The sequence below is a fragment of the Caballeronia sp. LZ035 genome (assembly GCF_031451175.1).
GTDB lineage: Bacteria > Pseudomonadota > Gammaproteobacteria > Burkholderiales > Burkholderiaceae > Caballeronia.
Genome location: NZ_JARUXS010000001.1, coordinates 2,095,448 through 2,119,787, shown reverse-complemented (window position 1 = coordinate 2,119,787; position 24,340 = coordinate 2,095,448). Strand labels below are relative to the sequence as shown.

The following is a 24,340-nucleotide window of genomic DNA, read 5'->3' as shown; positions in this document are numbered from 1 at the left end:
CGTTCGTCCGGGCTCGATGCCGGATGCAACGGCGTTTGGCCGTCTGGGCCGGACACGCAGGCGTCACGAAAGGTGACGCGCGCCCGCGCCAACGCGTACGGGGCACGATGCTAAACTCTCACTCACGTCTGCGACGGCGCGATCGCAGCGCTCAAGAAAGGTGCTCCGGCATGCCGCGTTCGATAGAATGGCGTTCGTTTTTTCCGCCCTGGACGGATATCCCGCTTTTATGACCACAACGACTCACGCGCACGAGCATAAACAGTCATTGCCCTCGCTTACGGTCGCGGCCATTGGCATCGTCTTCGGCGACATCGGCACGAGTCCGCTGTATTCACTGAAAGAAGCGTTCAGCCCGTCACACGGCATCGGCCTGTCCGAGGCGTCCATTCTCGGTGTCATCTCCCTGCTGTTCTGGGCCATCATCATGGTGGTGGCCGTCAAATACGTGCTGTTCGTCATGCGCGCCGACAACAACGGCGAAGGCGGCGTGTTCGCCATGACCACGCTCGCGCTGCGCAGCGTGAAGGAATCCGGCAAGATCTCGGGCGTGCTGATGATGCTCGGCATCTTCGGCGCGTGCATGTTCTACGGCGACGCCGTCATCACGCCGGCCATGTCGGTGATCTCCGCGGTCGAAGGCCTCGAAATCGCCGCACCCAAGCTGACGCCTTACGTGCTGCCCATCACCATCGTCATCCTGATCGCGCTGTTCTGGATCCAGCGGCACGGCACGGCGGTGGTCGGCAGGCTGTTCGGCCCGATCATGCTCGTGTGGTTCGTCACGCTCGCCGTGCTGGGCGCGGCGCACATCGTGAAGGAACCGCGCATCATCGCCGCGATGAATCCCTATTACGCCTTTTCCTTCATGGCGCAGCACGTGCTGCAGGCGTACATCGTCCTGGGTTCGGTGGTGCTCGTGCTGACCGGCGCGGAAGCCCTCTATGCCGACATGGGCCACTTCGGCGCGAAGCCGATCCGCTGCGGCTGGTACACGCTCGTGATGCCGTCGCTGCTGCTCAACTACTTCGGCCAGGGCGCGTTGCTGATGCATGACCCGAAGGCCATCGAAAGCCCGTTCTTCCTGCTCGCGCCCGACTGGGCGCTGCTGCCGCTCGTGATCCTCTCCACGGTTGCGACCGTGATCGCTTCGCAGGCGGTCATCTCGGGCGCGTATTCGCTGACGAGCCAGGCCATCCAGCTGGGCTACGTGCCGCGCATGAAAATCCTGCATACGTCCGAACTGGCGATCGGGCAGATCTATATCCCGCTCGTGAACTGGATGCTGCTGTTCATCATCCTGTGCATCGTGGTCGGCTTCAAGAGTTCGGAGAATCTGGCGGCGGCCTACGGTCTCGCCGTCACCGCGACCATGCTGACCACCACCATCCTCGTGTCGGTCGTGATGGTGAATCTGTGGGGCTGGAACCGCTGGCTGGTGGGCGCGATGATCGCGGTGTTCCTCGCCATCGATATTGGCTTCTTCGGTGCCAGCCTGTTGAAGATCGAGCAGGGCGGCTGGCTGCCGCTGTGCATCGGCGGAGCGCTGTTCTTCCTGCTGATGACCTGGTACAAGGGCCGCATGATCGTCAAGGACCGTACGGCCGCCGACGGTATCCCGCTGATGCCATTCCTGCAAGGATTGCTCGCGCATCCGCCGCATCGCGTCTCGGGCACGGCCATCTATCTCACCGGCAGCGACTCGCTGGTGCCCGTGAGCCTGCTGCACAACCTGAAGCACAACAAGGTGCTGCACGAGCGCACGCTCTTCATGAATTTCCAGACGCGCGACATTCCCTATGTGGACGACGCGCACCGGCTCGAAGTGAAGGACATCGGCGGCGGATTGTTTCTCGTGAAGGCGGCGTATGGCTTCAACGAGACGCCCGACGTCAAGGCGGTACTCGAGCAGATCACGCGCACGCACGCGATGATCTTCGAACTGATGGACACGTCGTTCTTCATGGCGCGTGAAACCGTGGTGCCGACGGAACTGCCGGGCATGTCGGTGTGGCGCGAGCGGGTGTTCGCGTGGATGCATCAGAACGCCGCGAAGCCCACTGATTTCTTCAGCATTCCGGCGAACCGCGTCGTGGAACTGGGCACGAAGATCGAGATTTGAGGGTCGCTCATCGGTATCGACGATGAGCGCGATGTCGTCTATCTCGCTCATTCAAATGCGAGTGAGATGGACGCGGCAGATTTAAGATTTTTCCCAATCAAAGCCAGAATTTTCGCCAATACGATGGCGTCTTCTCCACCCGGTCAACCGTCGACCGCAAGAAGAGGGCGTCATGTCAAATCTCAAATTCAAGAAGAAGTGCTGTACAGCAACGCTGGCGCTGGCGCTCGTCGCGGGCGGCGTCGTGCCGTCGGCGCTGGCCATCACACCGTCTGGTGGCTGGACGCTTGCGGCGGCGAGTCCTGACGTCAGGGATTATTTTCTCCGTGTGGATATCGATCCCGGAGAAAAGTATGTGCAGCCGGGCTATGCACCCTCATCCGTGTACTGGGCGCAGTACGTCAATTTCGACCGCTACAGTGGCTATCTCGGGCTACAGCGGACCGATGGGACGAAGCTGGCGATCGTGTCGATCTGGAGCGGCGCCGGTGCAACAGGGAACACGCTTCCCGCGGTGTCCTGCAACGAAGGCGGCCCGTGCAGCAGCATCAAGGGTCCGTACGACTGGAAGGTCGGTCATCAATATCGGTTCCGTGTGGAACGCAGTCCCCGGCATGCGGATAACGAGTGGCAAATTACGCTGGCCGACCTGACCACGGGTACGGAAGACATCCTTGGGGAAATACAGCTTCCAGATGACAGTGGGCTGAAAACGGATAACGGCCTGTTCCTGGAATATTTCTGGGGACCTTATGAATGTCAGACCTTGCGGGCCGCGAACGCCACGTATGCGCCTCCGCGCGGAGACTTCGGGCGGGCGACCGCACTCGCGGCAATGAACGGAACGGCATACGGCGATCCCGACGTATGCAATTCACCTTATCCCCTGAGCGGCATGACGCCGGCCGAGTATGGCTCGTCGTCGTCGGTGAATTCGACGGGCGTGGTGACGGCGACAGGCAACGCGTATCGCGGCGTTCAACAGTACGGGAAGTACAACAGCACCGCACGAGCCGGAATGATGTTCGCGACTGATCCAGCGGCGGACCGTCCGCAGGTCTATCGCGCACTCAAGGACGGCACCTACGGCTCCTTCCCGACCACGGGCAAGGCCAACGCGTATTGGCAACCGCTGGGCAGGGGCACGCCGGTGATCAATGACCTGTACTTCAGAAATCAGCCGTTGAGGCAATGGGAGGAGCGGGGCGCGTCGTACGTATCGGTTGGAGATTTCTTTGTCTACGAGAATCCCTACACCGGCGACACGGAATACTTCAAACTCAAGAGAACCAGCGCCGGATATTTTCCAGTCGACAAGACGAGCAACGATGACTGGACTTATGTGGGCCGGCATCCGCGCAAGGACGAACCCATCCCTCCGATGGTGGTGCATCAGTGGGGTGAAAACAATCGTGTCGGCAGGCTCGGGAGTGTGTTCCAGGACGGCACCCTGTATTTTCGCCTGAAGACCGGCGCACCGTCCCAGTACTGGTATTTCCCGACCACGCCTACCGACAACAACGACTGGGAATTTCTCGGCTATCACGCCTGACGCAACTGCGTCGGGTGCAAACGCCGCCTCACCCTGTTTGGCTCAGCGGCGCCGCATACGTCAGCGTTTCAGCTTCGCGAACGCCGCGGCCATGGCGCCCGACGCTTCCGGCTCGCGACGCTGCTGCGGACGCTGGCCTGAACGCCGGTCCTGACGATCCTGTCCGCCGCGCGACTGCGCGTTGGCGCCGCTGCCGGCCGATGCCGACGGGAAGTCGTCGTCGAGACGCATCGTCAGTGCAATGCGCTGGCGCTTCACATCCGTCTCGAGCACTTTCACCTTGACGACCTGACCGGCCTTCACGACTTCGTGCGGGTCCTTGATGAACTTGGTGGACATCGACGACACGTGCACGAGGCCATCCTGATGCACGCCGATATCGACGAACGCGCCAAACGCCGCCACGTTCGTCACGACGCCTTCGAGGATCATGCCCGGCACGAGATCAGAGATTTTCTCGACGCCGTCCTTGAAGGTCGCCGTCTTGAACTCGGGGCGCGGATCGCGGCCGGGCTTCTCGAGTTCGGCGAGGATGTCGCGCACGGTGGGCAGGCCGAAGCGCTCGTCGACGAACTCGGCCGGCGACAAGCCCGTCAAGGCCTCGCGCTTGCCGAGCACATCGCCGAGTTGCTTCCTGATCTTCGCGAGCATGCGTTCGACGACCGGATACGCTTCCGGGTGCACCGACGAACGGTCCAGCGGGTTCTCACCGTTGTTGATGCGCAGGAAGCCCGCGGCCTGTTCGAAGGTCTTGTCGCCAAGGCGCGGCACCTTTTTCAGATGCTCGCGCGAAGGGAACGGCCCGTTGGCGTCGCGAAACTCGACGATATTGCGCGCGAGCGTCGCATTGAGTCCCGACACGCGGGCGAGCAGGGCGACGGAGGCCGTGTTCGCATCGACGCCGACGGCGTTCACGCAGTCTTCGACAACGGCATCGAGCGAGCGCGCGAGTTCGCGCTGGTTGACGTCATGCTGATACTGGCCGACGCCGATCGCCTTCGGCTCGATCTTGACGAGTTCCGCGAGCGGATCCTGCAGACGGCGCGCGATGGACACCGCGCCGCGCAACGAGACATCCAGCTCCGGGAATTCCTTTGCTGCGAGTTCCGACGCCGAATACACCGACGCGCCCGCCTCCGACACCACGATCTTCTGCAACTTGAATTCCGGATGCTTCGCGATCAGTTCGCTTGCAAGCTTGTCGGTTTCGCGCGAGGCCGTGCCGTTGCCGATCGACACCAGTTCGGCCTGCGTCGCCTGCGCGATGCGGGCAAGCTTCGCGAGCGAGCCGTCCCAGTCGCGGCGCGGCTCGTGCGGATAGATGGTGTCGGTGGCGAGCAGCTTGCCGGTGCGATCCACGACCGCCACTTTCACGCCGGTGCGCAGGCCCGGATCGAGACCGATCACGGCTTTCGGGCCCGCCGGCGCGGCCAGGAGCAGATCCTTGAGGTTGCGCGCGAACACGCGGATGGCTTCGTGCTCGGCCTGCTCGCGCAGTTGCGTGAGCAACTCGGTTTCGATGTGCGGCTGCACCTTCACGCGCCAGCACCAGCGACAGACGTCCGAGAGCCATTTGTCGGCGGCGCGGCCGCGATTGGCGATGCCCACCTGCTGCGCGATCATCGCTTCGCAAGGATGCGGAACCTGCGCGTCGAGTTCCTCGCCGAGGCCGAGCTTGACGCTCAGCACGCCCGCATTCCGGCCGCGAAACAGCGCGAGCGCACGGTGCGACGGCACGGTGCGGACCGTCTCGCTGTAGTCGTAGTAGTCGCGGAACTTCTCGCCTTCCTCGTTCTGCTTGCCGTCGACGACGCTCGACATCAAGAGCCCCTGGCTGAACAGATGCTCGCGCAGCTTGCCAAGCACGCCGGCCGTCTCGCCGAACTGTTCCGAGAGAATGTCGCGTGCACCGTCGAGCGCGGCCTTCGTGTCGGCGACGCCTTTTTCCGCATCGACGAACTTCGCGGCTTCGGCTTGCGGGTCGAGCGTCGGGTCGGCGAGCAGGGCCTGCGCGAGCGGTTCGAGACCGGCTTCGCGGGCAATCTGCGCGCGCGTGCGGCGCTTGGGCTTGTAGGGCAGGTAGAGATCTTCGAGCACCTGCTTGCTGTCCGCGCCTTCGATGGCGCCGCGCAGTTCGTCGCTGAGCTTGCCTTGCTCGTCGATGCTCGACAGGATCGTGGCGCGGCGCTCTTCGAGTTCGCGCAGGTAGATCAGGCGTTCTTCGAGCGTGCGCAGGTGCGTATCGTCGAGATTGCCGGTCACTTCCTTGCGATACCGGGCGATGAACGGGACAGTCGAGCCTTCGTCGAGAAGCTGCACGGCAGCGGCGACCTGGCGCGGCTGCACGGTGAGTTCGGCGGCGATGCGCTGTACGATCTTGAGTGCTACGGTTTCCGTCATGTGTCTGCGCTGTTCTCAGGCCTGCCGGCGGGCATCGCGCCGCACGCACGGGCCTGCTGTGAGCGAGGCGCGGCGGGCGCGTGACCGCGTGACGAGCCGGTTCGGACCGGGTTGCTGGAGCGGGGCATTTTGCCATAAATGGCGAAGCCTTCCGGCGTGCGGTGATAGAATTTGGGCATCGCCCAAGCCGCTTCGCACCTGATTCCTGATCACGTTGCCGTTCATTCCTTTGCCCATATTCCGCTTTTTACGCGCCGCCCATTCTGGCCCGGCTGCAGGCCACGCCGGCGCAGCTGAATGCGCACGCGTCGCGTCGGCCATGACGTTCGCCAGGTTCTTCACCGCAGCCGTGCTGGTCGCCGCTTTCGTGCCGCATCATGCGGATGCGCAGACGCCGAAGCCCATTGCCGCCGACAGCGCAGTCAGCACCCGTCCGCTCGACGACGCCTCTTCCAGCGTCACGCAAGATCCCGACGCCGCGCTCAAGGCTCAATTCACGCAACGGCAGCAAGCGCTGAACAAGCGCACCGAGGCGAACGACTATCGCTATGGCGTGAAGCGGCACGACTGCTACAGCAACTTCTTCGTCAATCATTGTCTCGATAACGCGCGCAACGAGATGCGCGAAGCGCGCCAGCAGATCCGTCAGGACCAGCTCGCGCTCGACGATGAACAGCGCACCGAGCGCGCCCGTCAGCGCGACCAGCAGACGGCGATCAAGCAGGCACAATACGACGCGCAAGCGCCGCAGCGCGCGGCCAATGAACGCACGAGTCAGCAGTCGTTCGACGAGAAGCAGCGTCAGAACGCACTGGCTGCGGCCCAGCGCCAGGCCGAGGCGCCGCAGCGCGCGGCCAACCAGGCGGCGTACGATCGCAAGCAGGCGGACTATCAGAAGCAACTCAGCGATGCGCGCGCACGCGGTGTGCAGGACGCGCAGGACCGGGATCTGAAGGCGCAGCGTTACGAGCAGAAGCAGCAGGAAGCCGCGCAGCATCGCGCAGAAGTCGAGGCGCGTCAGAAGGAAGCCGCGAGGAAGCAGCAAGAGAAGGCGCAGCAGGCCGCTGAAGAACAGCAGCGCCAGCAGCAACTGCAGCAGCAACAGCAGCAGCAAGGCAAGTAGCGCGTTCGTGTCCGCGTTGCGGGCACACGCGAAGCAGATGAAAGAGCGGATGAAAGGAGGCGAGCATGCAGCAGCGCTTGAACGCACCCCGACAACCCACCATGGATGCCGCATTGCTGCGCGATCGCATCGCGCAGTTGCAGGACGAGCATCACAGCCTGGACATTCTGATCGACAAGATGTCGGGCATCGAAGACCTCGAGTTGAGACGCTTGAAAAAGCGCAAGCTCAAGGTGAAGGACACCATACTCCTGCTGCAATTGCAGCTGGACCCGGACGCGCACTGACGCCGCGCGCCGCCGGCGGCGCGTGCCAGTGCATGCCGGCGGCGCCCTTCGCAGCCGCCGCCGGTACCCCCGCAGGATTGAGCACGCCTTGAACGCACCCACACCCTCTCGCGACGACGTCCCCGCGCCGCACGCGCTCACCGACAAGCGCGCCGTCGAACTCGACGCCATCTTCGCGGCGCAGGGACTGCTTGCGCGCGCCATCGACGGTTATCGGCCGCGCGCCTCGCAGATCGAAATGGCGCGCTCGGTCGCGTCCGCCATGGAGGCCTCCGGCCGCGCAATGCCCGAGCCCGCGATGTTCGAGGCGCAGCGCCGCCCCGCGCGCAAGCTCGGACCGTCGGACAAGCCGCATGATCCCGACGCGCCGCCCGCGGAAGACCTCGGCATCGCCACGGCGAAGACGGCCATCGACGGCGGCGAGAACACGCTGATCGTCGAAGCCGGGACGGGCACGGGCAAGACCTATGCGTATCTCGTGCCGGCCATGCTGTGGGGCGGCAAGGTGATCGTCTCGACCGGCACGAAGCACTTGCAGGACCAGCTGTTCCAGCGCGACATCCCCACCGTGCGCGATGCGCTGGCGGTGCCGGTTTCAGTGGCGATGCTGAAGGGGCGCGCAAACTACCTGTGCCATTACTATCTCGAGCGCACGGCCGACAACGGCCGTCTGCCGACGCGCCAGGACACGTCGCATTTGCAGGAGATCGTGCGCTTTGCGAAGATCACGCGCACCGGCGACAAGGCCGAGCTCGCGAGCGTGCCCGAGAATTCGCCGGTCTGGCCGATGGTGACCTCCACGCGCGACAACTGTCTCGGCCAGGACTGTCCGCACTACAAGGAATGTTTCGTCATGCAGGCGCGCAAGGAAGCGCAGCAGGCGGACATCGTCGTGGTGAATCACCATCTGTTCTTCGCGGACGTGATGCTGCGCGACACCGGCATGGCCGAACTCCTGCCGATGGCCAACACCATCATCTTCGACGAGGCGCATCAGTTGCCGGAAACAGCCACGCTGTTCTTCGGCGACACGCTGTCGACTACGCAGCTGCTCGAACTCGCGCGCGATACGGTCGCCGAAGGCCTGTCGCATGCGCGCGATGCCGCCGACTGGACGAAGCTCGGCGCCGCGCTCGAACGCGCCGCGCGCGATCTGCGGCTGGTGTTCAAGGAAGATTCGGTGCGTTTGTCGCTCGGCCAGTTGCCCGATAGCCATCCGCTGTTCGACGCGCTCGACACGCTCGAGACGCATCTCGCCTCGCTGGCGGCGGCGTTGTCGGCGCACGCGGAGCGCGCCGAATCGCTGCAGGCGCTGGTGCGTCGCGCGCGCGAGCTGCAGGACCTGCTGTCCGGCTGGACCACGCCGCCGACGTCGCTCGAACGCGCGGTCGTCGCGGACGAACAGACCGCCGCCGAAGCCGCGAAGGAAGAGCCGAACGAGATGGTGCGCTGGATCGAAGTGTTCTCGCACACGGTGCAGCTGCACGAGACGCCGTTGTCGGTTGCGCCGATCTTCGCCAAGCAGCGCGCGGGCGTGCCGCGCGCGTGGATCTTCACGTCGGCGACGCTCTCGGTGCGCGGCGACTTCACGCATTACGCGGCGCAGATGGGCCTCAACTCGCGCCGTTCGATGACCCTGCCGAGCCCGTTCGACTATCCGTCGCAAGGGCTGTTATACGTGCCGCGCAATCTACCGCAGCCGTCCTCGCCGCAGTTCACCGATGCCGTGTTCGAAGCCGCGCTGCCGGTGATCGAGGCGGCGGGCGGCGGCGCGTTCGTGCTGTGTACGACGCTGCGCGCGGTCGACCGCATCGCCACGCGGCTGCGTGAGGTGATCGAGCGCCGTGGCTGGGACAATCCGCTGCTCGTGCAGGGCGATGCCAGCCGAACCGAGTTGCTCGACCGTTTTCGCGCGTACGGCAATGCCATCCTGGTCGGCAGCCAGAGCTTCTGGGAAGGCGTGGACGTGCGCGGCGACGCGCTGTCGCTGGTGGTCATCGACAAGCTGCCGTTCGCGCCGCCCGATGATCCTGTGCTCGCGGCCCGTCTGGATGCGCTCTCGAAGAAGGGCTTGAGTCCGTTTGCCGTGCATCAGCTGCCGCAGGCGGTCATCACGCTCAAGCAGGGCGCCGGGCGGCTGATTCGCGCGGAGACGGACCGCGGCGTGCTGATGATCTGCGACACGCGTCTTGTCGAGAAGCCTTATGGCCGGCGCATCTGGCAAAGCCTGCCGCCGTTCAAGCGCACGCGTGAACTGGACGTGGTGCGTGAATTCTTCAGCGATGCGGCGAAGTGGAAGACGGAACTGGCTGAGTAGCGTCTCGAATGGCAGTCTTCCGGCGATTGTGCTCACGCCGGGAAACGGTGCCGGTGATGATCTTCATTCCGTGCCGCGTTTGTTTCGCGAAACGCAGGTTCCCGATCATTCAATTCGCTCTTTCCGAACGAGCCATTTTTTGTTCTTGGCAGACCTCGTTGGCCAAGGCATTCTCTGCGGGAATCTGGCATAGCGTGCGCTGCAAGTAAGCATCGACCGGCGCCACACGTCTGCTTGCCAGCGTGAAAAATCTCCGGGAGATTCGGTCCATGCCATTTGCTTCGGAAAGCGAAACAAGGTTGCGCCATCGCCGCGGTAATCAAGCCCATTCCTCCGCAACGGATATTCCGGTCAATAGCCTGGCAGAATCGGCCTGGGCGAATTCGTTATCCGACATGGCCTTCGCAGACGAGGAAAGCGAAGCGGATGCGGACTTCCCCGAAGACGCGTTTCAACGAAACGAACCCTTCGATTTTTCAGGGGTTACGCGCGAAGTCGTTTCAAGAATGGCCCAGCGTATCGCCGAGAGTCTTTTCAATCGCTATCACCATGCCGCTGCTGCCTGCCAGGACGTCGCAGCGGTCTGCAAGAGCACCGCGCACTGGGAAACCCGGCTGGACGACCTGGCGACCGTCTGTGTTCTGTACCAGGACCTGTGGCCCGAGGCATTCCGGATCCGGATCGAGGGCGGCGTCGAAAAACTGCAGGAGATCCTGACGTATTTCTCGATGGCCCAGAAGCTGTGCGTCGAGATTCAGAGTATCCGGGGTGAAGCGCGAGGCACCTTGCTGGAATGGTCGCGAATCGTCATGCATCTGCGGCAGGATTTTTCCCGCATCCTGCCGACGGAATTCAGCGAGACGCTCGACAGCATGCGCGTGGCATTCAATGCCAGGATCGGGGATGTGCGCGCCGTCGAGGGCGTGGTCGAGGCCCTGGACTCGCTTTATTCCCTTGACGATGCAACGCTGAAAATCAGCAGGATCAATGCACTCATCCGCGAAAAGGCCGCCTGTCTGCCGGCCGGCATGATACGGGAAGTCGTCGAGCCGGGCGATCTGGGCATGCTTCATCGGCAGTTGCTCGCGATCAAAGACGAGATAAGCCACTACCGGGCGCGTTCATTTTCCTTCGATGAAATCGTGGCCGAACTCATGCGCCAGCAAGCGGCAAGCGGGCATCGGTACCCTCTGCAAGATCTGGCGGCAAAGTTCGCGCAATTCAGCGAACTGGGACGGTTCGTCATGCAGAGCGGGGAATCCTCCCGCGGTCTGCTGGACATGCTCGATCTCCTGCTCGACAAGCTGCGGATCCGCTTTGCCGACTGTGTTCCCGCCTGGGTCAGTTCATCGCTCGAAGCGTCCCGCTCCGCGCTGCACGAACTGACGGCGTATCTGAACGCTGCCCGCCAAGCGTACGCATGCTATCTGCGGATCCGCTCCGGCGAGACCCGTCTTTTGCTGAAGCTGAAAGAGGCGAGCCGGCTGCTGGAGGAACACCCGGTGTTGCTCCCGACAGACCTTCGGCTACCCGTGATCGACTGCCTAAGCGCGCTCCAGAAGGTCGCGCGGGTGCTCGCTATCCGGGCCCGGGACCGCTCGTGGCAGGACGCCACGACGAGCGCGCTCGATCAGCTCGCCGCGCTCGCGAGCCATCCCTTGTTCATGGCTCACGCCGGCGACTGGCGCGACGCGCTGCAGTCAGCGCGACTGGTGTTTCGGCTGGGCCGGACGGCAGGCGAACTTCCCGCGCAGCCTTCGTTCGAGCAGTACGTGTCCGTCCTTCTCCAGCTGGAGGGAGACGATTCGTGGCTGGCGAGGCAAATGCAGCCGGCTGTCCGTTTCGCCGGGGTCGTTTCCCGGGTGCTCGGCAAAAAGCTTCCTGAGGCGCTGCCGGAGGTCGCGGCCTGGCTGTACGAGATCCTGCTTGCGGACGATACGCGCGCGACGGTCATCTCCCTGCTGCCGCAAACCTGCCGCGCATGGGCGGGATCCGGACTGACGCTGTTCGACGACCTCCGGTTTCTTCCGGTACACGGCACCGGGGCGGAACGGATCGCATGGCTGGAGCGGCTGTTGCGCAGCGCCGAACTGCGCGACCTGCTGGCGAGGAACGCGCTGGCGTTCGATCTCGATGCCTGGCTGGAAGCCATGGGCATGGACACCGGCAACCCGGTGTTCGAGAACTTCGTACGCGCGATGCAGCTCACGGATCAGCCGCTCGGCGCCAGGATCAGACTGGTGCTGACGCCATGCATCACGCGCAACACGCTGATCCATGCGGCGCAGTGGAGCCTTTCGGCGGGGGCGTGGGCCGTCGGATCCCCCGGCGGCACCACGCTTCTGCCGGTCCTGCATCAAGGCCTGGACTGGTACCGGCAGACGGATTCACAGGCGTCGTGGAAGCAGGCCCTGCGGCAATTCCTGCGGATCGCGCGGGATGACATTCAGGCGCATCCCGACAAGTTTGCTCATCTGGCCGGGGCCGGCGAAACCGGCGTGGCGCAGGCGTTGTTCGCCATCCGAAGCTTTTCGCTCGACTCGGATCCGAGCGACCTATGGGCCGCGAGCATCGAGGCGTGCAGGAAGCATCCCGAGCTGCGCTGGGTTTATGAACAGGTCATGTTCCTGTGCATGTGCTGGTCGCTGAGCCGGGCGAGCGAGTGCACCAATCCACGCGAACAGCGCCGCCTGCTGAAGACGGTGCAGCGTCAACTTCGCGAGACGGGCGACTGGCCCGGCGTGGAAGCCTTGGCGCAGCTCATGCCGATCCTTCCGGACTTGCTGCGCTTGCCGCCGGATGTCATCGCGCGGATGCCGCCGACCCATTCATGGTCGGAATGGGGTATCGCCTTGATCGAGGTCCTCGCGAGCGGACCGTCTCCGGCACACCGGCGCTTGTGCGCGGCGCTGGAGGATTTCATCTCGAAGTGGGCGATCAGCGGGCTCGAGCGAGGCATCGATCATCTGTTCGGCGCCTGGGCGGAAGGTGCGCGCGTCCCGCACGAACGAAGACGCGAAGCAGGTCCGCCGGCAGCGGGCGCTCACACGCTGATGCGCGCGTGGGCACGCAATATCGTCCTCGGATCGCAAACGCCCGACGACGAAGGCATCTACACGACGCTCAGCCCAAATGGCGAAGAGCAGCAGTTCATCCTGGAGAGCGGGCGCGCGTATCGCGTCCGTTGGGATCGCTCGCAGGAAACCTGGCGGCTGATGAAAGAAGGCATGGGGACATTGTCGTGGGCGCCGGCCATCGAACGGCTCGCCGGGCATTGGCAGATCCGTCTGCTGTCGCGCGGCGCGCGGGGATCCGGCCCGGTGGTGCGGGCGGCCGTCGACGAAGAAGCCTCCGCATGGCTGGCAGAGGCGGCGGATGCGGAGGACTTGCACTTGCCGGAGGATTTCATCATCCAGCTCACCGATGCGGAACTGCGTGAACTGGGCGACGCCTCCGGGTGGGTCCTGCCTGCCGCGCTCGGCGCAATCGGTGCGCTCGCCGGCCTGGGGCTCTTCTGGCTGTGCACGCGGGAATTGTCGTCGAGCGCACGCCGGACGGCGGCGGCATCGGCGTCGGAGGAAGCCGCTCGTTCGGGCAATCGATACCGGCCGGAGATGATCGAGCTGGTCCCGGTGCACCGTCCGCGATCCGGGCTCGCCGCCGGTCCGGTTGCGACGCCCGACACGCCGTCCGCGCCCGCGCAGCAGCAGGAACGGGCGGGACAGGGAAGCGAAGAAGGCGACCGTCTGCTCGGAGAGGAACGCCAGGCGCCGGCGGTCAGGCGTCAGGTTGCCCTCGGACTCGCCCAGCCTTCCGATCCGGCGGGAACCTCCGCTTCGCAGCGCGGCGCAACGCCCGGCAGCGGATGGAAACGGTACGGTGGCGCGGCGCTTGCCGCACTCATCGGCGCGGGTCTGGCGGGCGGCACGGCATACGCCTGGAAACGGTGGCGCTGGACGCAGGCATCGGGCGGCGACGTGGACCTGCTGCCCGGCGTGGCCAGCATCGTCACGAACTGGATGCCGCCGGCGCTCGACGCGCCGCTCCTGGTAGACGCTCAGGCGGTCGCACGAGCGCAGCGAACCCGGCGTGGGGCGGCGGGAGAACCTTCGGAAGAGAACCTCAAGCCGAATACCGATAGTTTCTGGGCGATGCCGCGGCAGACCAGTGTCTCGGACGAGTTGCTGCACGCGGTCGGGAACGATGTGTCGGATCGGGCGCTGCGCGGCTATCGTCCCGGCGAGCGCGAATTCGACGAGCGCAACGAGGTCGGCCTGTATGAGGCCAACTACACGAGATACCTTTACATTGCCGGCTACTACTGGCCGCTCGAAAACCCCTACATCGTCGTCGGAAGCGATCATTTCGCCAGGATCAATACGGGCAAGCGAACGTTGAACATCATGTTCAGCAAGTCTGCCCGGAACTGGACCTTGGGTTCCAAGGAAAAGGCTGATTCCAAGCGCCCAGCCGATCGCCCCCCCTTGCTGGACCAAGACCTCGCCGGGGAGGCCAGAAAGGTGTTGGGCGCCGGACCGGGATACGCTTACCGGTATCTGGCGCCCGGTGTCGAAGGAACGGTCTATGTCGAGCGTGACGAGTGTCGCTACATCTTTCTCCATGGCGTCTACTGGCCGTGCGACCTCATCAGCGACTTCCTGGTCGTCTATGGACAGCAAGACTTCTATGCCATTCGTGCCTCGCAGTCCGGGCAACTGACGCAAGCCCGGCAAAGCGAGCTCGACTGGCTGCCCCGCCAGGCGGCCCTCAGCACGACCGCGGAGGACCACCTGGCATGGCTGGTGCAGCAGAACGCGACGCAGCCGTATGCGCCCTTGGCCGGCGACTTCACATCGCAAGGAACCAGTGCGAATTTCTACAAGACGAAGGCACAGTCGAAGACCGACTACCTTTATGCAAAGGGCCGCTATTGGCCGGTGCACGGTACCTGGCGCATCAGAGGCGTACTGAGCGCGCACTTGATGATCGCGTCGGAGCACAGTCCGTATCACACGCTCGTCAAGGACAAGGACCAACCCGCCTGGCGCTTCGAAACGGTGCCGAAGGGTTTCACCCGCGCGCCTGCCACGGAGACGGTCGTCAAGCCTCAGGCGGCCGCGAAGTTGATGAAGCGGGCCAGGACCTTCGATTCAAGCAGGGCGCATGCCTTCTTCGGGCAGGTGGCAGGGGTCGAGGGCGCGGTGTACCGAGCGAATGCATCCTCCACGTACATGTATCTCGACGGCCGCTACTGGCCGTTTGCACTCAAGACGCCCGCCTCCGGGATACTGGCAGCCGCCTCGAAGCAGCGGGACGTCATGCTGTTCCTGGTGAACCAGGGTGGCGTGTGGAAAAAAGGCTATGAGCAGGACGCAGGTCGTTCGAAGTGGCTGCTCGCCCAGCTTCTGGCGTCTTTTGCGCACGCCGGCGAGGTCGGTGCGAGGATGGCGGCGCACACCCGGCGGATCGTGCAATCCAGCCGCGCGCTCTCGTTCTCGCATCTGCTGCTGGAACTGTTCAAGCAGCTCGAGAGTGAATTCCTGAAGGTCTATCGCACGCCTCAGGCTTCGTCGCTCGAGCCCATTCTCCAACTGCGCACGGAGATCGACTTTCGCCTCGCCGGGCTGGCGTCGGTGCTTCCTGCGGCGATTGGCACGACCAACGGCGACGCCGATCTGTTGCAGTGGTACCGGGACGCGCTGATCGCAGGGCCGGTGGATCATGAGTCTTTGTCGCGGGTCATCGACGATTCCGCGGTGGGCGATCGCACGGTCGTGTTCAAGAAAATCATCAGCTTGGCCGAACAGGAACTGACGAAGCTCAACCAGCAACTGGTTGCAGACAATGACGCGCTAAACGCGGAAAAACTCAAGCTTGCGAAGGTCAAGGCCGATCTGGCGCGGACCAGACGCGAGATGCTGCCAGGCCACCAGAGCATGATTGCCTCCCTGACTACCATCAAGGATGGTGTCGAGCGTCGCATCAAGTGGTACGAAAGTCATATCGCGGCGCTGAAAAAGGAGCAGACCTCGCAAAGCGGTGTCAAAACAAGCGCCGGGAAATCACTCAGTGACCTCGAGCAAGGGATCTTTGCATTCGGCGGCTATGCGGTCTATCAGGAGGGACTGGCGAAGGGCAGGGCGAGCGAGGCGCGCTTCGTTGCTCGGCAGGGCGTGACGGGGGATATCGTCAATGTCCGCCACCAGTATGAGATCGCGTATCTGCATGCGCGATCCGCCCTGGACGCGGCCGTCGTCGAAGCGCTGGCGACGCGGGCGGGCAGGGAGGCGCTGGAGGCGCTGGACGTCGCGCGCGCCTATATCGAACGCAGAAGGACGCTGATGCGTGAGTACCTGACCTTGCTCGAGATACTGGGCGCGAAGGGGGTGGAGCCCTTGTCTGGCGGGTCGAGATATCAGAAGGCGAGAGCTGCGTACAGACGGGCCACGCTCCTGCACGGCCAGTGGTACGCACCAAAAATACCTCGCGAGAAGACGGTTGACCTCGCGGAGATCTTGCACGATATGTTGGAAGAAGCGCGGGATGATGAGCATGCCGAGACACTGATCCAGCTCATCGCGATAGCCGTGTATACGCTGGACGCCGAGCGCATTGATGTGCAGCAACTCGCGCGACGGGATTTCGCTTCTGTTCAGTCCGCGATGGCAGCGGCACTCGCGGACAATCCATACAGGCCCTATTTCTCGCAACCCGATGGCTATCGGCCGCTGAATCTGATGCGGCCGAGCGACTTCTACGATAACTATACGGACTACGCGGCTCAATTCGCGCTGTACAAGACCACGAGCGCCGGCTTCGACGGATTCAGCCGCACCATCAGGCTGCTCGCTTTCGCTGGCTTGACCCTGGATGATTTCGAAAGTTCGGTCAAGCAGTACATCCGGATCTACGACGATATAGACAGAGAGTTCGTGCTGATGCTGAAGCTTGCGTCGGGATCCTGGTTATCCATTCGTGTCTCGGACAGTGCTGAATCGTGCAGCAACGTCGACGAGGCGACCATCGAGACCGAGCAAGCAAAGTTCTGGACCTCGCCCCCTTCACTTGCCGACGGCCAGTGTCTGGAATGCGTGCGCAAAGGCCGCTTCATACGCGGCGCCCACGAGAGCGGAGGCATCGAATGGACCATCGTGGTGGTGTCCGATGGAGGCCTGTCGCCGAAGCCGCGGGACCTTCCGGCGGAGCGTCTGCTGCTGCCGCTTCAGGCCGATCTGCTGCGACAGCTTCAATGCCGCTACGCCGACGAGCGGAAAGAATCGTTGTACACGCCAACGTCCGGTCAAACGCTCGCAGAAATGTTCGTGCCGTTCTACAAGCTGTCCTACTACTCGATTCACGACCCGAACTATGCCCCTGACAGCAGCGACATCGCTCAGGCGGTGATGGATGGCGTGGGTGTGATGACGGCAGTGGCAACGGCCGGTACTTCGTTGTCGGGCACCTTGGCCGCGAATGCGCTGCGCGTGAGCGCGCTCGTTCGGGCAGGCCGGGCGTTGGGCCTGAGCGGGCGGGCGCTGATGAAACACGTTGCCCGCGAAATGGCGACCTTGTTCGGGAAGTTGGCGTTGAGCGCCGTCAGAGGCGCCGCGCTGTTGCTCTACGATGTCGTCGAACCGGTGCCGTTCCGGCAGATCGCCAAAGGACTGACGCCGAGCGGCAAAGCCTTGTCGTCCGTTCCGACACGAAAGCCCTTGCTCGATTCGGTCCCGATCTCGGCGAAGGGCGGAGGCGGCACGTCGCTGCCTTCCGGCTCTGTCACGCAGACGAATCACAAGCTGGAGCCTCTCGGCCGCGGACTGTGGAAAACCGCGGACGACTCCGGGGTCAGCTCGCCGCAAGTGTTCATCAAGCAGGACGGCAATCTCTATCGGGTCGATTGGGATACGAGCTACGGCAGTTACCGGCTCGTGAATCAGGGCGCGGACCTTCTGGTGTCGTACGGCGCGCCTGTGCAATGGATCGATTCCCGCTGGTCGCTGATCTTCGCTACGGGTGGACGTCACGCCACGGGCTTCAGAGCCGTGTGGAGGCGTTTTTGGGGAGCGCCGATCCCGCTTGACCATGTCCACGGGGTGAGTGTTCCAAAGGCTCGCGAATTGAGAGTGCGTGTGATCGACGGAGCGGACTACGCTGAAGCCAGCCTCGACGTGACCCGGAGGATGGCGAGGAGCACCGCGGCCAGCGACGTGGCCAAGGTAGACAAGGTGCTGCAGATTTTCTGGGGAAGCACCCTGGCCACGGACAGGGCAAACTTTCTCAAGCTCGTGGAGCGCGCGCAGGACTTCTCGGTGCGGTTTGACTATTCGAAGCTCCAGTTCAAGAACGTCTTGACCAAGGCGGACGGCACGGCCAGTCCCAACACGGTCATGTCGACTCATGTGCCTACGCGCTCGTCTGGAGGGATCGCACAGGTCCCCGATGCACTGAAGGACGTTGAGATCAGCATTTATGACGAGGGAATCAAGACGATGGCCAGGCAGGTTCCGTCGGGGAGCCTCAAGTCGCAGATGGGGGAGGTCGTCACGCATGAGTGGCATCATGCGGTCGGGCATACGTCGCTGGACCTGGCGTATGCGAAGAACATCCCCGGGCAGAACGGATGCGACCTCGCCGGCCTGGCGCGTCTGACGTCCGTGGACAAGATAAAGAACGCCGAAAACTTCGCGTACGCTGTCTGGCTGCTGAGATTGTCCCAGACCAGTCCCGCCAGTTACGCGGACTTTGTTTTCCGCTACGACGTCTGGCTCAAGTCGCGCAGTGGCCGCCTCATGTGGAACTATGTGAGCTAGCCGGAAGCCGCGGCACACGCCGGGCACACAAACAAAACGGCGCGCGATCACCGATCGCGCGCCGTTTCCATAACAATTGCAGGTCCGACGTCCCGCGTTCAAACGCCGCTTACCAGATCTGATACCACGGCTTGTCGTCCGTTCCCGGGCGACGCTTGCCGGTCACGTACGGGCTGTCCGGGAAGGTAGCGGCGAGCACGCGCTTGGTGTCGTCGGCGAGTTGCGGCTGATCGAGCTTGCCGTACGACAGCATCATGATGTGCAGCGCGTCTTCGGTGGCCGGCGCGTTCTTGTACTCGCGAATGGCAAGCTGCGCGCGGTTGATGGCCGCGACATACGCGCCACGCCGATAGTAATAGTCCGCCGCATGCACCTCGTGCGACGCCAGCGCGTTGACGATATAGCGCATGCGCTGCGCGGCATCTGGTGCGTACTTGCTCTGCGGGTATTTGTCGACGACCACCTTGAACGCGTCGTAGGACTCGCGCAGCGACTTCGGATCGCGCTCGCTCATGTCCTGACCCGAGAAGCGGCCGAACAGGCCCAGGTCGTCGTTGAAGTGGATCATCCCCTTCAAGTAGTACGCGTAGGAAATATCGGGATGATCCGGGTGCAGCTTGATGAAGCGGTCGATGGCCTGGTCGGCGTTGGCGGTTTCGCCGTCCTTCCAGTTGCAGTACGCGACGTTGATCTGCGCCTGCTGCGCGAAGTGGCCGAACGGATCACGGCCTTCGAGCGCCTCGAAGTACTTCGCGCACTTGCCCCAGTCGCTGCCGGAGAGCGCGTCCTGAGCCTCCGTATATAATTTGTTGTTGTTCCACAGCGCGGTTTCGTCGGTCTTCTCCGGCAGGCCGTGACAGGCTGCGACGATCGCGACGCTGGCGGCCAGCGCAAGATACTTGATCGTTTGACGCATCGATTGATGAATGGTGTTGAAGGCTCGCATCAGTGCTTGGTGTTCCTGGCTGATTCTCGCTGTGTCCAGCTGTGTGTCCGGCGCCGCCGCTCGCGCAATGTCTCGTGCGGCTTTTGCGTGGTTCCTCATGCGCATTTCAATGCGCGGTTTTCTACGGCAAGTCCTGCCGAATCTCGTTCAAATGACCCGCTCAAGTACCCGTCGTACCAAAGACCGACTCAAAGATTATAGCCCAAGCGCCATCGGCGACGACGCAGCGCCGCCCGATGCAAACCCTGACGCACCCCGCGCGACAGACCTGACAGGCGCGCAGGCGACCGAGGCGCAGGTGGCGCAGCGGGGCGCGGGCGAAGAACCGCCGCGCATCGCGCAGGTGCCCGACGAACTCGCCGGCGACCGGCTCGACAAGGTGCTCGCGAAACTCTTTCCGGAGTTCTCGCGCAGCCGGTTGCAGGGGTGGATCGAAGAGGGGCGCGTGCAGGTCGATGGCGCCGGTGCGAAAGTGCGTCAGCCGGTGCCGCTTGGCGCCACCATCACGCTCGTGCCGGATCTCCTGCCCGAACAGCTCGCGTTTACGCCCGAACCGGTGCCGCTGGAGGTTGTCTACGAGGACGAGTCGCTGGTGGTCATCAACAAGCCCGCCGGCATGGTCGTGCATCCGGCCGCGGGCAACTGGAGCGGCACGCTGCTGAACGGTCTGCTGCATCGCTATGGCGCGGCGGCGGCCGGCTTGCCGCGCGCGGGCATCGTGCATCGGCTGGACAAGGAAACCTCAGGACTGATGGTGGTCGCGCGCACCCTCGAAGCGCAGACCGATCTCGTGCGCCAGTTGCAGGCGCGCACGGTGAAGCGCCGTTACGTTGCCTTTGTGTGGGGCAACATGCGCGACGAAGGCACGATCGACGCGCCCATCGGCCGCGATCCGCGCGAACGCAAGCGCATGGCGGTCGTGCAGAGCGCCTCGGGCAAGCCGGCGCGCACGCACTTCAAGACCGTCGAGCGAACCGTGTGGCACAACCAGCCGGTGAGCGCGATCCATTGCGATCTCGAAACGGGCCGCACGCATCAGATCCGCGTGCATTGCGCGGCGGCGGGTCATCCGTTGCTGGGCGATCCGCTGTACGGGCACGTGCGCGGCAAGCGTTCCGTCACGCCGCTGCCGGACGACTTTGCCCGTCAGGCGCTGCATGCATGGCGGCTCGGCCTGATTCATCCGGCGACCGGCAAGCCGGTGCACTGGCGCGCCGAGATCCCCGAGGACATGGAGACGCTCCGCGCCGCGCTCGGCTTCGGAGAGGACGAAGAGATCGAACACGACGAGGATCCGGAGTTCGCGCAGGTCTATGTGATCGGCGAGGACGACGAAGACTGGGACGACGACGAATACGAGGATGACGAAGCATGACGCATCACGTTGCCGCACTGGATCACGGCGCCTGTCTGTGGCCGCAATGGAAGGTGTCGCCGCGCGTGCGCGCCTTCGTCACGACGCGCGCGGGCGGCGTGAGCGCCGCGCCGTTCGATGACGGCACGGGCGCGGGCGGCCTCAACCTGGGTTTCTCGACGGGCGACGCGCCCGAGGCCGTCGCGGAGAACCGGCGCCGCGCGCTGGCGCTGACGCCTTCGCGGCATGCTGCATGGCTCGAGCAGATTCACGGCGCGCAGGTCGAGGACGCGCAGGCGGTGCTCGACCGCCTCGTGTTCGGCGAACGCTCGCGCGCGGATGCGAGCGTGACGGATCGCGCGGGCGTCGTGTGCGTCGTGATGACGGCGGACTGCCTGCCGGTGCTGTTCTGCGATGACGAGGGCCGCGCGGTCGGCGCAGCGCATGCGGGCTGGCGCGGACTGGCGGGCGGCGTCATCGAACGGACGGCTGAACGCGTGGCAAAGCTCGCGGGCGTCTCGCCTGCGCGGCTGAATGCGTATCTCGGGCCGGCGATCGGACCGTCGGCGTTCGAGGTGGGCGAGGACGTGCTCGATGCGTTCGCCAGCGCGGCGCCGGCGGCCCGCCGCGACGCCACCACGGCCGCCTTCCGGCCCGCCGGCGGTGCGCCCGCCAAGTACTTCGCGGACATCCATGCACTCGCGCGGCTGCGGCTCGCGGAACTGGGCGTCGATGACGGGCGCATCGACGGCGGCACGCATTGCACGGTGACGGAGCAGACGCGCTTCTATTCGTATCGGCGGGATCGGGTGACGGGACGCATGGCGGCGATGATCTGGCTGGCCGACTGAGTCGCGTCGAGCCCGGCTAACCTGCATTCAAGCGTGCCAGACGATCGTTTCCCCGGCGTGACGAAACCCCTTGTGAATACAATATTTCGGATGGGGGAAAACGATAATTAAAAATTTATCGCACTGCGGCAAAATCGGGACGAAGCATTGACATGCCCGATAGCCTGGAGCAAGAATGTTCCCGGAATTCAATCCATCGGGCACGGCGTAGCAAGGCGGTTTCTTGCGGCGCGCATAGGGCGCATCAATACTTGCGCGCTGGTCGAGGAAAGCCCGGCGATGCCTGCATCAGCAATCCAGTCTTGCGAGACTCACAGGTCAATGGCGGGTATGGCTTCCAAAACATCTTCCTCATCTTCCCGCTCCCGTACCGCCGACAGCACTTCGGCCCAAGCATCGGCCGAAACGACTGGCGTACAGCAAGCGTTCGATCAATGGCTAAATGCCTGGCGCACCGTTGCCGATCCCGCGCAATGGGCGAAGCTGACTCAGCAGACGAATGCCGCGCCTGATGCGGCAGGGGCGGCAGGGGCAGGCGCCGCTGCGGCGGCCTCGCCGTTCGCGGCGTTCGGCGCCTTCGCGAATGCATTTCCCAACGCTTTTCCCGGTGGCTTCCCACAAGCTTTTCCGGCTGCATTCCAGGGCGCATTTCCGGCGCCGGGCGCGATGCCGCAGATGCCCGACTTCACGAACATGAACGGCATGGCCGAGTTCGCCAAACTGGCCAGCAGCATGCCGGGCTTCGGCGCCGCGATGCAGGGCTTGCCGACGCTGCCGAAGATTCCCACCGCCGCGATTCCGCCCGAGCGTCTGCAGCAGTTGCAAAGCAACTATTCCCGCGATGCATCCGAACTGCTTCGTCAGGCAGGCGAACAGCACATCGATCCGGGTGCGCTGAAGGACCGCCGCTTCACGGATACCTCCTGGCAGACCACGCCCGCGTATGCGTTCACCGCCGCGTGGTACCTGCTCAACGCGCGCTATCTGCAGGAACTCGCCGATGCCGTGCAGAGCGACCCGAAGACCCGCGAGCGAATTCGTTTCACCGTGCAGCAATGGGCCGCGGCAGCATCGCCGAGCAACTATTTCGCGCTGAATCCGGACGCACAGAAGACGCTGATCGAGAGCAAGGGCGAAAGCCTGCGTCAAGGCATGATGAACCTGCTGGCCGACATGCAGCGCGGCAAGATCTCGCAGTCGGACGAATCGGGTTTCGCGGTCGGCAAGAACATCGCGTCGACGGAAGGCTCGGTCGTGTACGAGAACGAACTCGTGCAGCTGATCCAGTACAAGCCGCGCGCACCGAAGGTCTATGCGCGGCCGTTGCTGATCGTGCCGCCGTGCATCAACAAGTTCTACATCCTCGATCTCTCGCCCGAAAGCTCGCTCGTGCGCTATGCGCTCGACGAAGGGCATCAGGTCTTTATCCTGTCGTGGCGCAACGCCGATCAGTCGATCGCGCACAAGACCTGGGACGACTTTGTCGAACAGGGCGTGCTCGAAACCATCGGCGTCGTGCAGGCGATCACCGGCGCGGAACAGATCAATACGCTTGGCTTCTGCATCGGCGGGACCATTCTCGCGACCGCGCTTGCCGTGGCCTCGGCCCGTGGCGAAGAGCCGGCGGCCTCGATGACCCTGCTCACCTCGATGCTCGATTTCTCCGACACCGGCGTGCTGGATGTGTTCGTCGACGAGTCGCACGTGCGCATGCGCGAGCAGGCGATCGGCGGCAAGAACGGCGCGCCGGCCGGGCTGATGCGTGGCGTCGAGTTCGCGAACACGTTCTCGTATCTGCGCCCGAACGATCTGGTGTGGAACTACGTCGTCGATAACTATCTCAAAGGACGCACGCCCCAGGCGTTCGACCTGCTGTTCTGGAACAGCGATTCGACCAACCTGCCCGGGCCGATGTGCGTCTGGTATCTGCGCAACACGTATCTCGAAAATGCGCTGAAGGAGCCGAACGCGTTGACGGTATGCGGCGAGAAGATCGATCTCTCGCGGCTCGCGTTGCCCACGTTCATCTACGGTTCGCGCGAGGATCACATCGTGCCGTGGAAGTCCGCGTATGCGTCGACGCCCATCTTGAGCGGTCCGCGGACCTTCGTGCTGGGCGCGTCGGGGCACATTGCAGGCGTGATCAATCCGCCGTCGAAGAACAAGCGCAGCTTCTGGATGGTCGACGGCGATACCGGTTCGCTGCCCGAGTCCGCCGACGCCTGGTTCGACGCCGCGGCGGAGCATCCCGGCAGCTGGTGGCCGACGTGGTCCGCCTGGCTCGCGGCCAACGCGGGCGAGCAGGTCAAGCCGGCGGCGGCGCAGGGTTCGAAGGCGTATCCGGTGATCGAGGCCGCGCCCGGCCGCTATGTGCTGAAGCGCGATGCCTGAGCGGTCTGAGCGGCGCGCCGTGGCGCTCATGGGCGCACGCGGATCATGCCCGGGCTAATGCATTAACAATCGATGCCAAAGGAAACTGAAATGACTGACGTAGTGATCGTATCGGCCGCGCGTACGGCGGTAGGCAAATTCGGCGGCTCGCTCGCGAAGATCGCGGCGCCGGAACTGGGCGCAACGG

The 24,340-nt window shown here is 64.0% G+C and carries 11 protein-coding genes; 9 read left to right on the top strand and 2 right to left on the bottom strand.

The features are described from left to right. Positions 1 to 229: 229 nt before the first annotated feature. Entirely contained in the window at positions 230 to 2,122 is a 1,893-nt protein-coding gene (locus QCE88_RS09985) for a potassium transporter Kup (protein ID WP_309901443.1), read from the top strand. A gap of 172 nt (positions 2,123 to 2,294) precedes the next feature. Next, entirely contained in the window at positions 2,295 to 3,674 is a 1,380-nt protein-coding gene (locus QCE88_RS09980; protein WP_309901441.1) for a DUF3472 domain-containing protein, read from the top strand. Positions 3,675 to 3,734: 60 nt separating this feature from the next. On the opposite strand, the gene QCE88_RS09975 is transcribed toward QCE88_RS09980, so the two are convergent. After that, entirely contained in the window at positions 3,735 to 6,074 is a 2,340-nt protein-coding gene (locus QCE88_RS09975; RefSeq protein WP_309901439.1) for a Tex family protein, read from the bottom strand. 319 nt (positions 6,075 to 6,393) lie between these two features. Here QCE88_RS09975 and QCE88_RS09970 point away from each other — a divergent pair, with 319 nt between their 5' ends. From QCE88_RS09970 to QCE88_RS09955, 4 genes are all read left to right on the top strand, one after another. Continuing rightward, positions 6,394 to 7,197: a colicin transporter gene (locus QCE88_RS09970; protein WP_309901437.1), complete on the top strand. Its 804-nt coding sequence runs from the start codon at positions 6,394 to 6,396 to the stop codon at positions 7,195 to 7,197. Between the two features lie 101 nt (positions 7,198 to 7,298). Further along, on the top strand, positions 7,299 to 7,484 hold the full coding sequence (locus QCE88_RS09965) for a DUF465 domain-containing protein (RefSeq protein WP_309903488.1): 186 nt from the start codon (positions 7,299 to 7,301) through the stop codon (positions 7,482 to 7,484). Positions 7,485 to 7,572: 88 nt separating this feature from the next. Beyond that, positions 7,573 to 9,801, top strand: a complete 2,229-nt coding sequence (locus QCE88_RS09960) for an ATP-dependent DNA helicase (protein ID WP_309901434.1) — start codon at positions 7,573 to 7,575, stop codon at positions 9,799 to 9,801. Positions 9,802 to 10,070: 269 nt separating this feature from the next. Further along, on the top strand, positions 10,071 to 18,611 hold the full coding sequence (locus QCE88_RS09955; protein ID WP_309901433.1) for a hypothetical protein: 8,541 nt from the start codon (positions 10,071 to 10,073) through the stop codon (positions 18,609 to 18,611). A 109-nt stretch (positions 18,612 to 18,720) separates the two neighbouring features. Here the strand turns inward: QCE88_RS09955 and QCE88_RS09950 are convergent, their stop codons facing one another. Continuing rightward, the gene (locus QCE88_RS09950; protein ID WP_309808475.1) at positions 18,721 to 19,557 is read right to left on the bottom strand and encodes an outer membrane protein assembly factor BamD; all 837 of its coding nucleotides are present in this window, start codon (positions 19,555 to 19,557) and stop codon (positions 18,721 to 18,723) included. 151 nt (positions 19,558 to 19,708) lie between these two features. Between QCE88_RS09950 and QCE88_RS09945 the strand changes: the two genes are divergently transcribed. From QCE88_RS09945 to phaC, 3 genes are all read left to right on the top strand, one after another. Further along, on the top strand, positions 19,709 to 20,932 hold the full coding sequence (locus tag QCE88_RS09945; RefSeq protein ID WP_309901430.1) for an RluA family pseudouridine synthase: 1,224 nt from the start codon (positions 19,709 to 19,711) through the stop codon (positions 20,930 to 20,932). After that, on the top strand, positions 20,929 to 21,762 hold the full coding sequence (gene pgeF, locus QCE88_RS09940) for a peptidoglycan editing factor PgeF (protein ID WP_309901428.1): 834 nt from the start codon (positions 20,929 to 20,931) through the stop codon (positions 21,760 to 21,762). The genes QCE88_RS09945 and pgeF overlap by 4 nt, the downstream gene beginning before the upstream one ends. 330 nt (positions 21,763 to 22,092) lie before the next feature. After that, on the top strand, positions 22,093 to 24,153 hold the full coding sequence (gene phaC / locus QCE88_RS09935; protein WP_309901425.1) for a class I poly(R)-hydroxyalkanoic acid synthase: 2,061 nt from the start codon (positions 22,093 to 22,095) through the stop codon (positions 24,151 to 24,153). Positions 24,154 to 24,340: the final 187 nt, after the last annotated feature.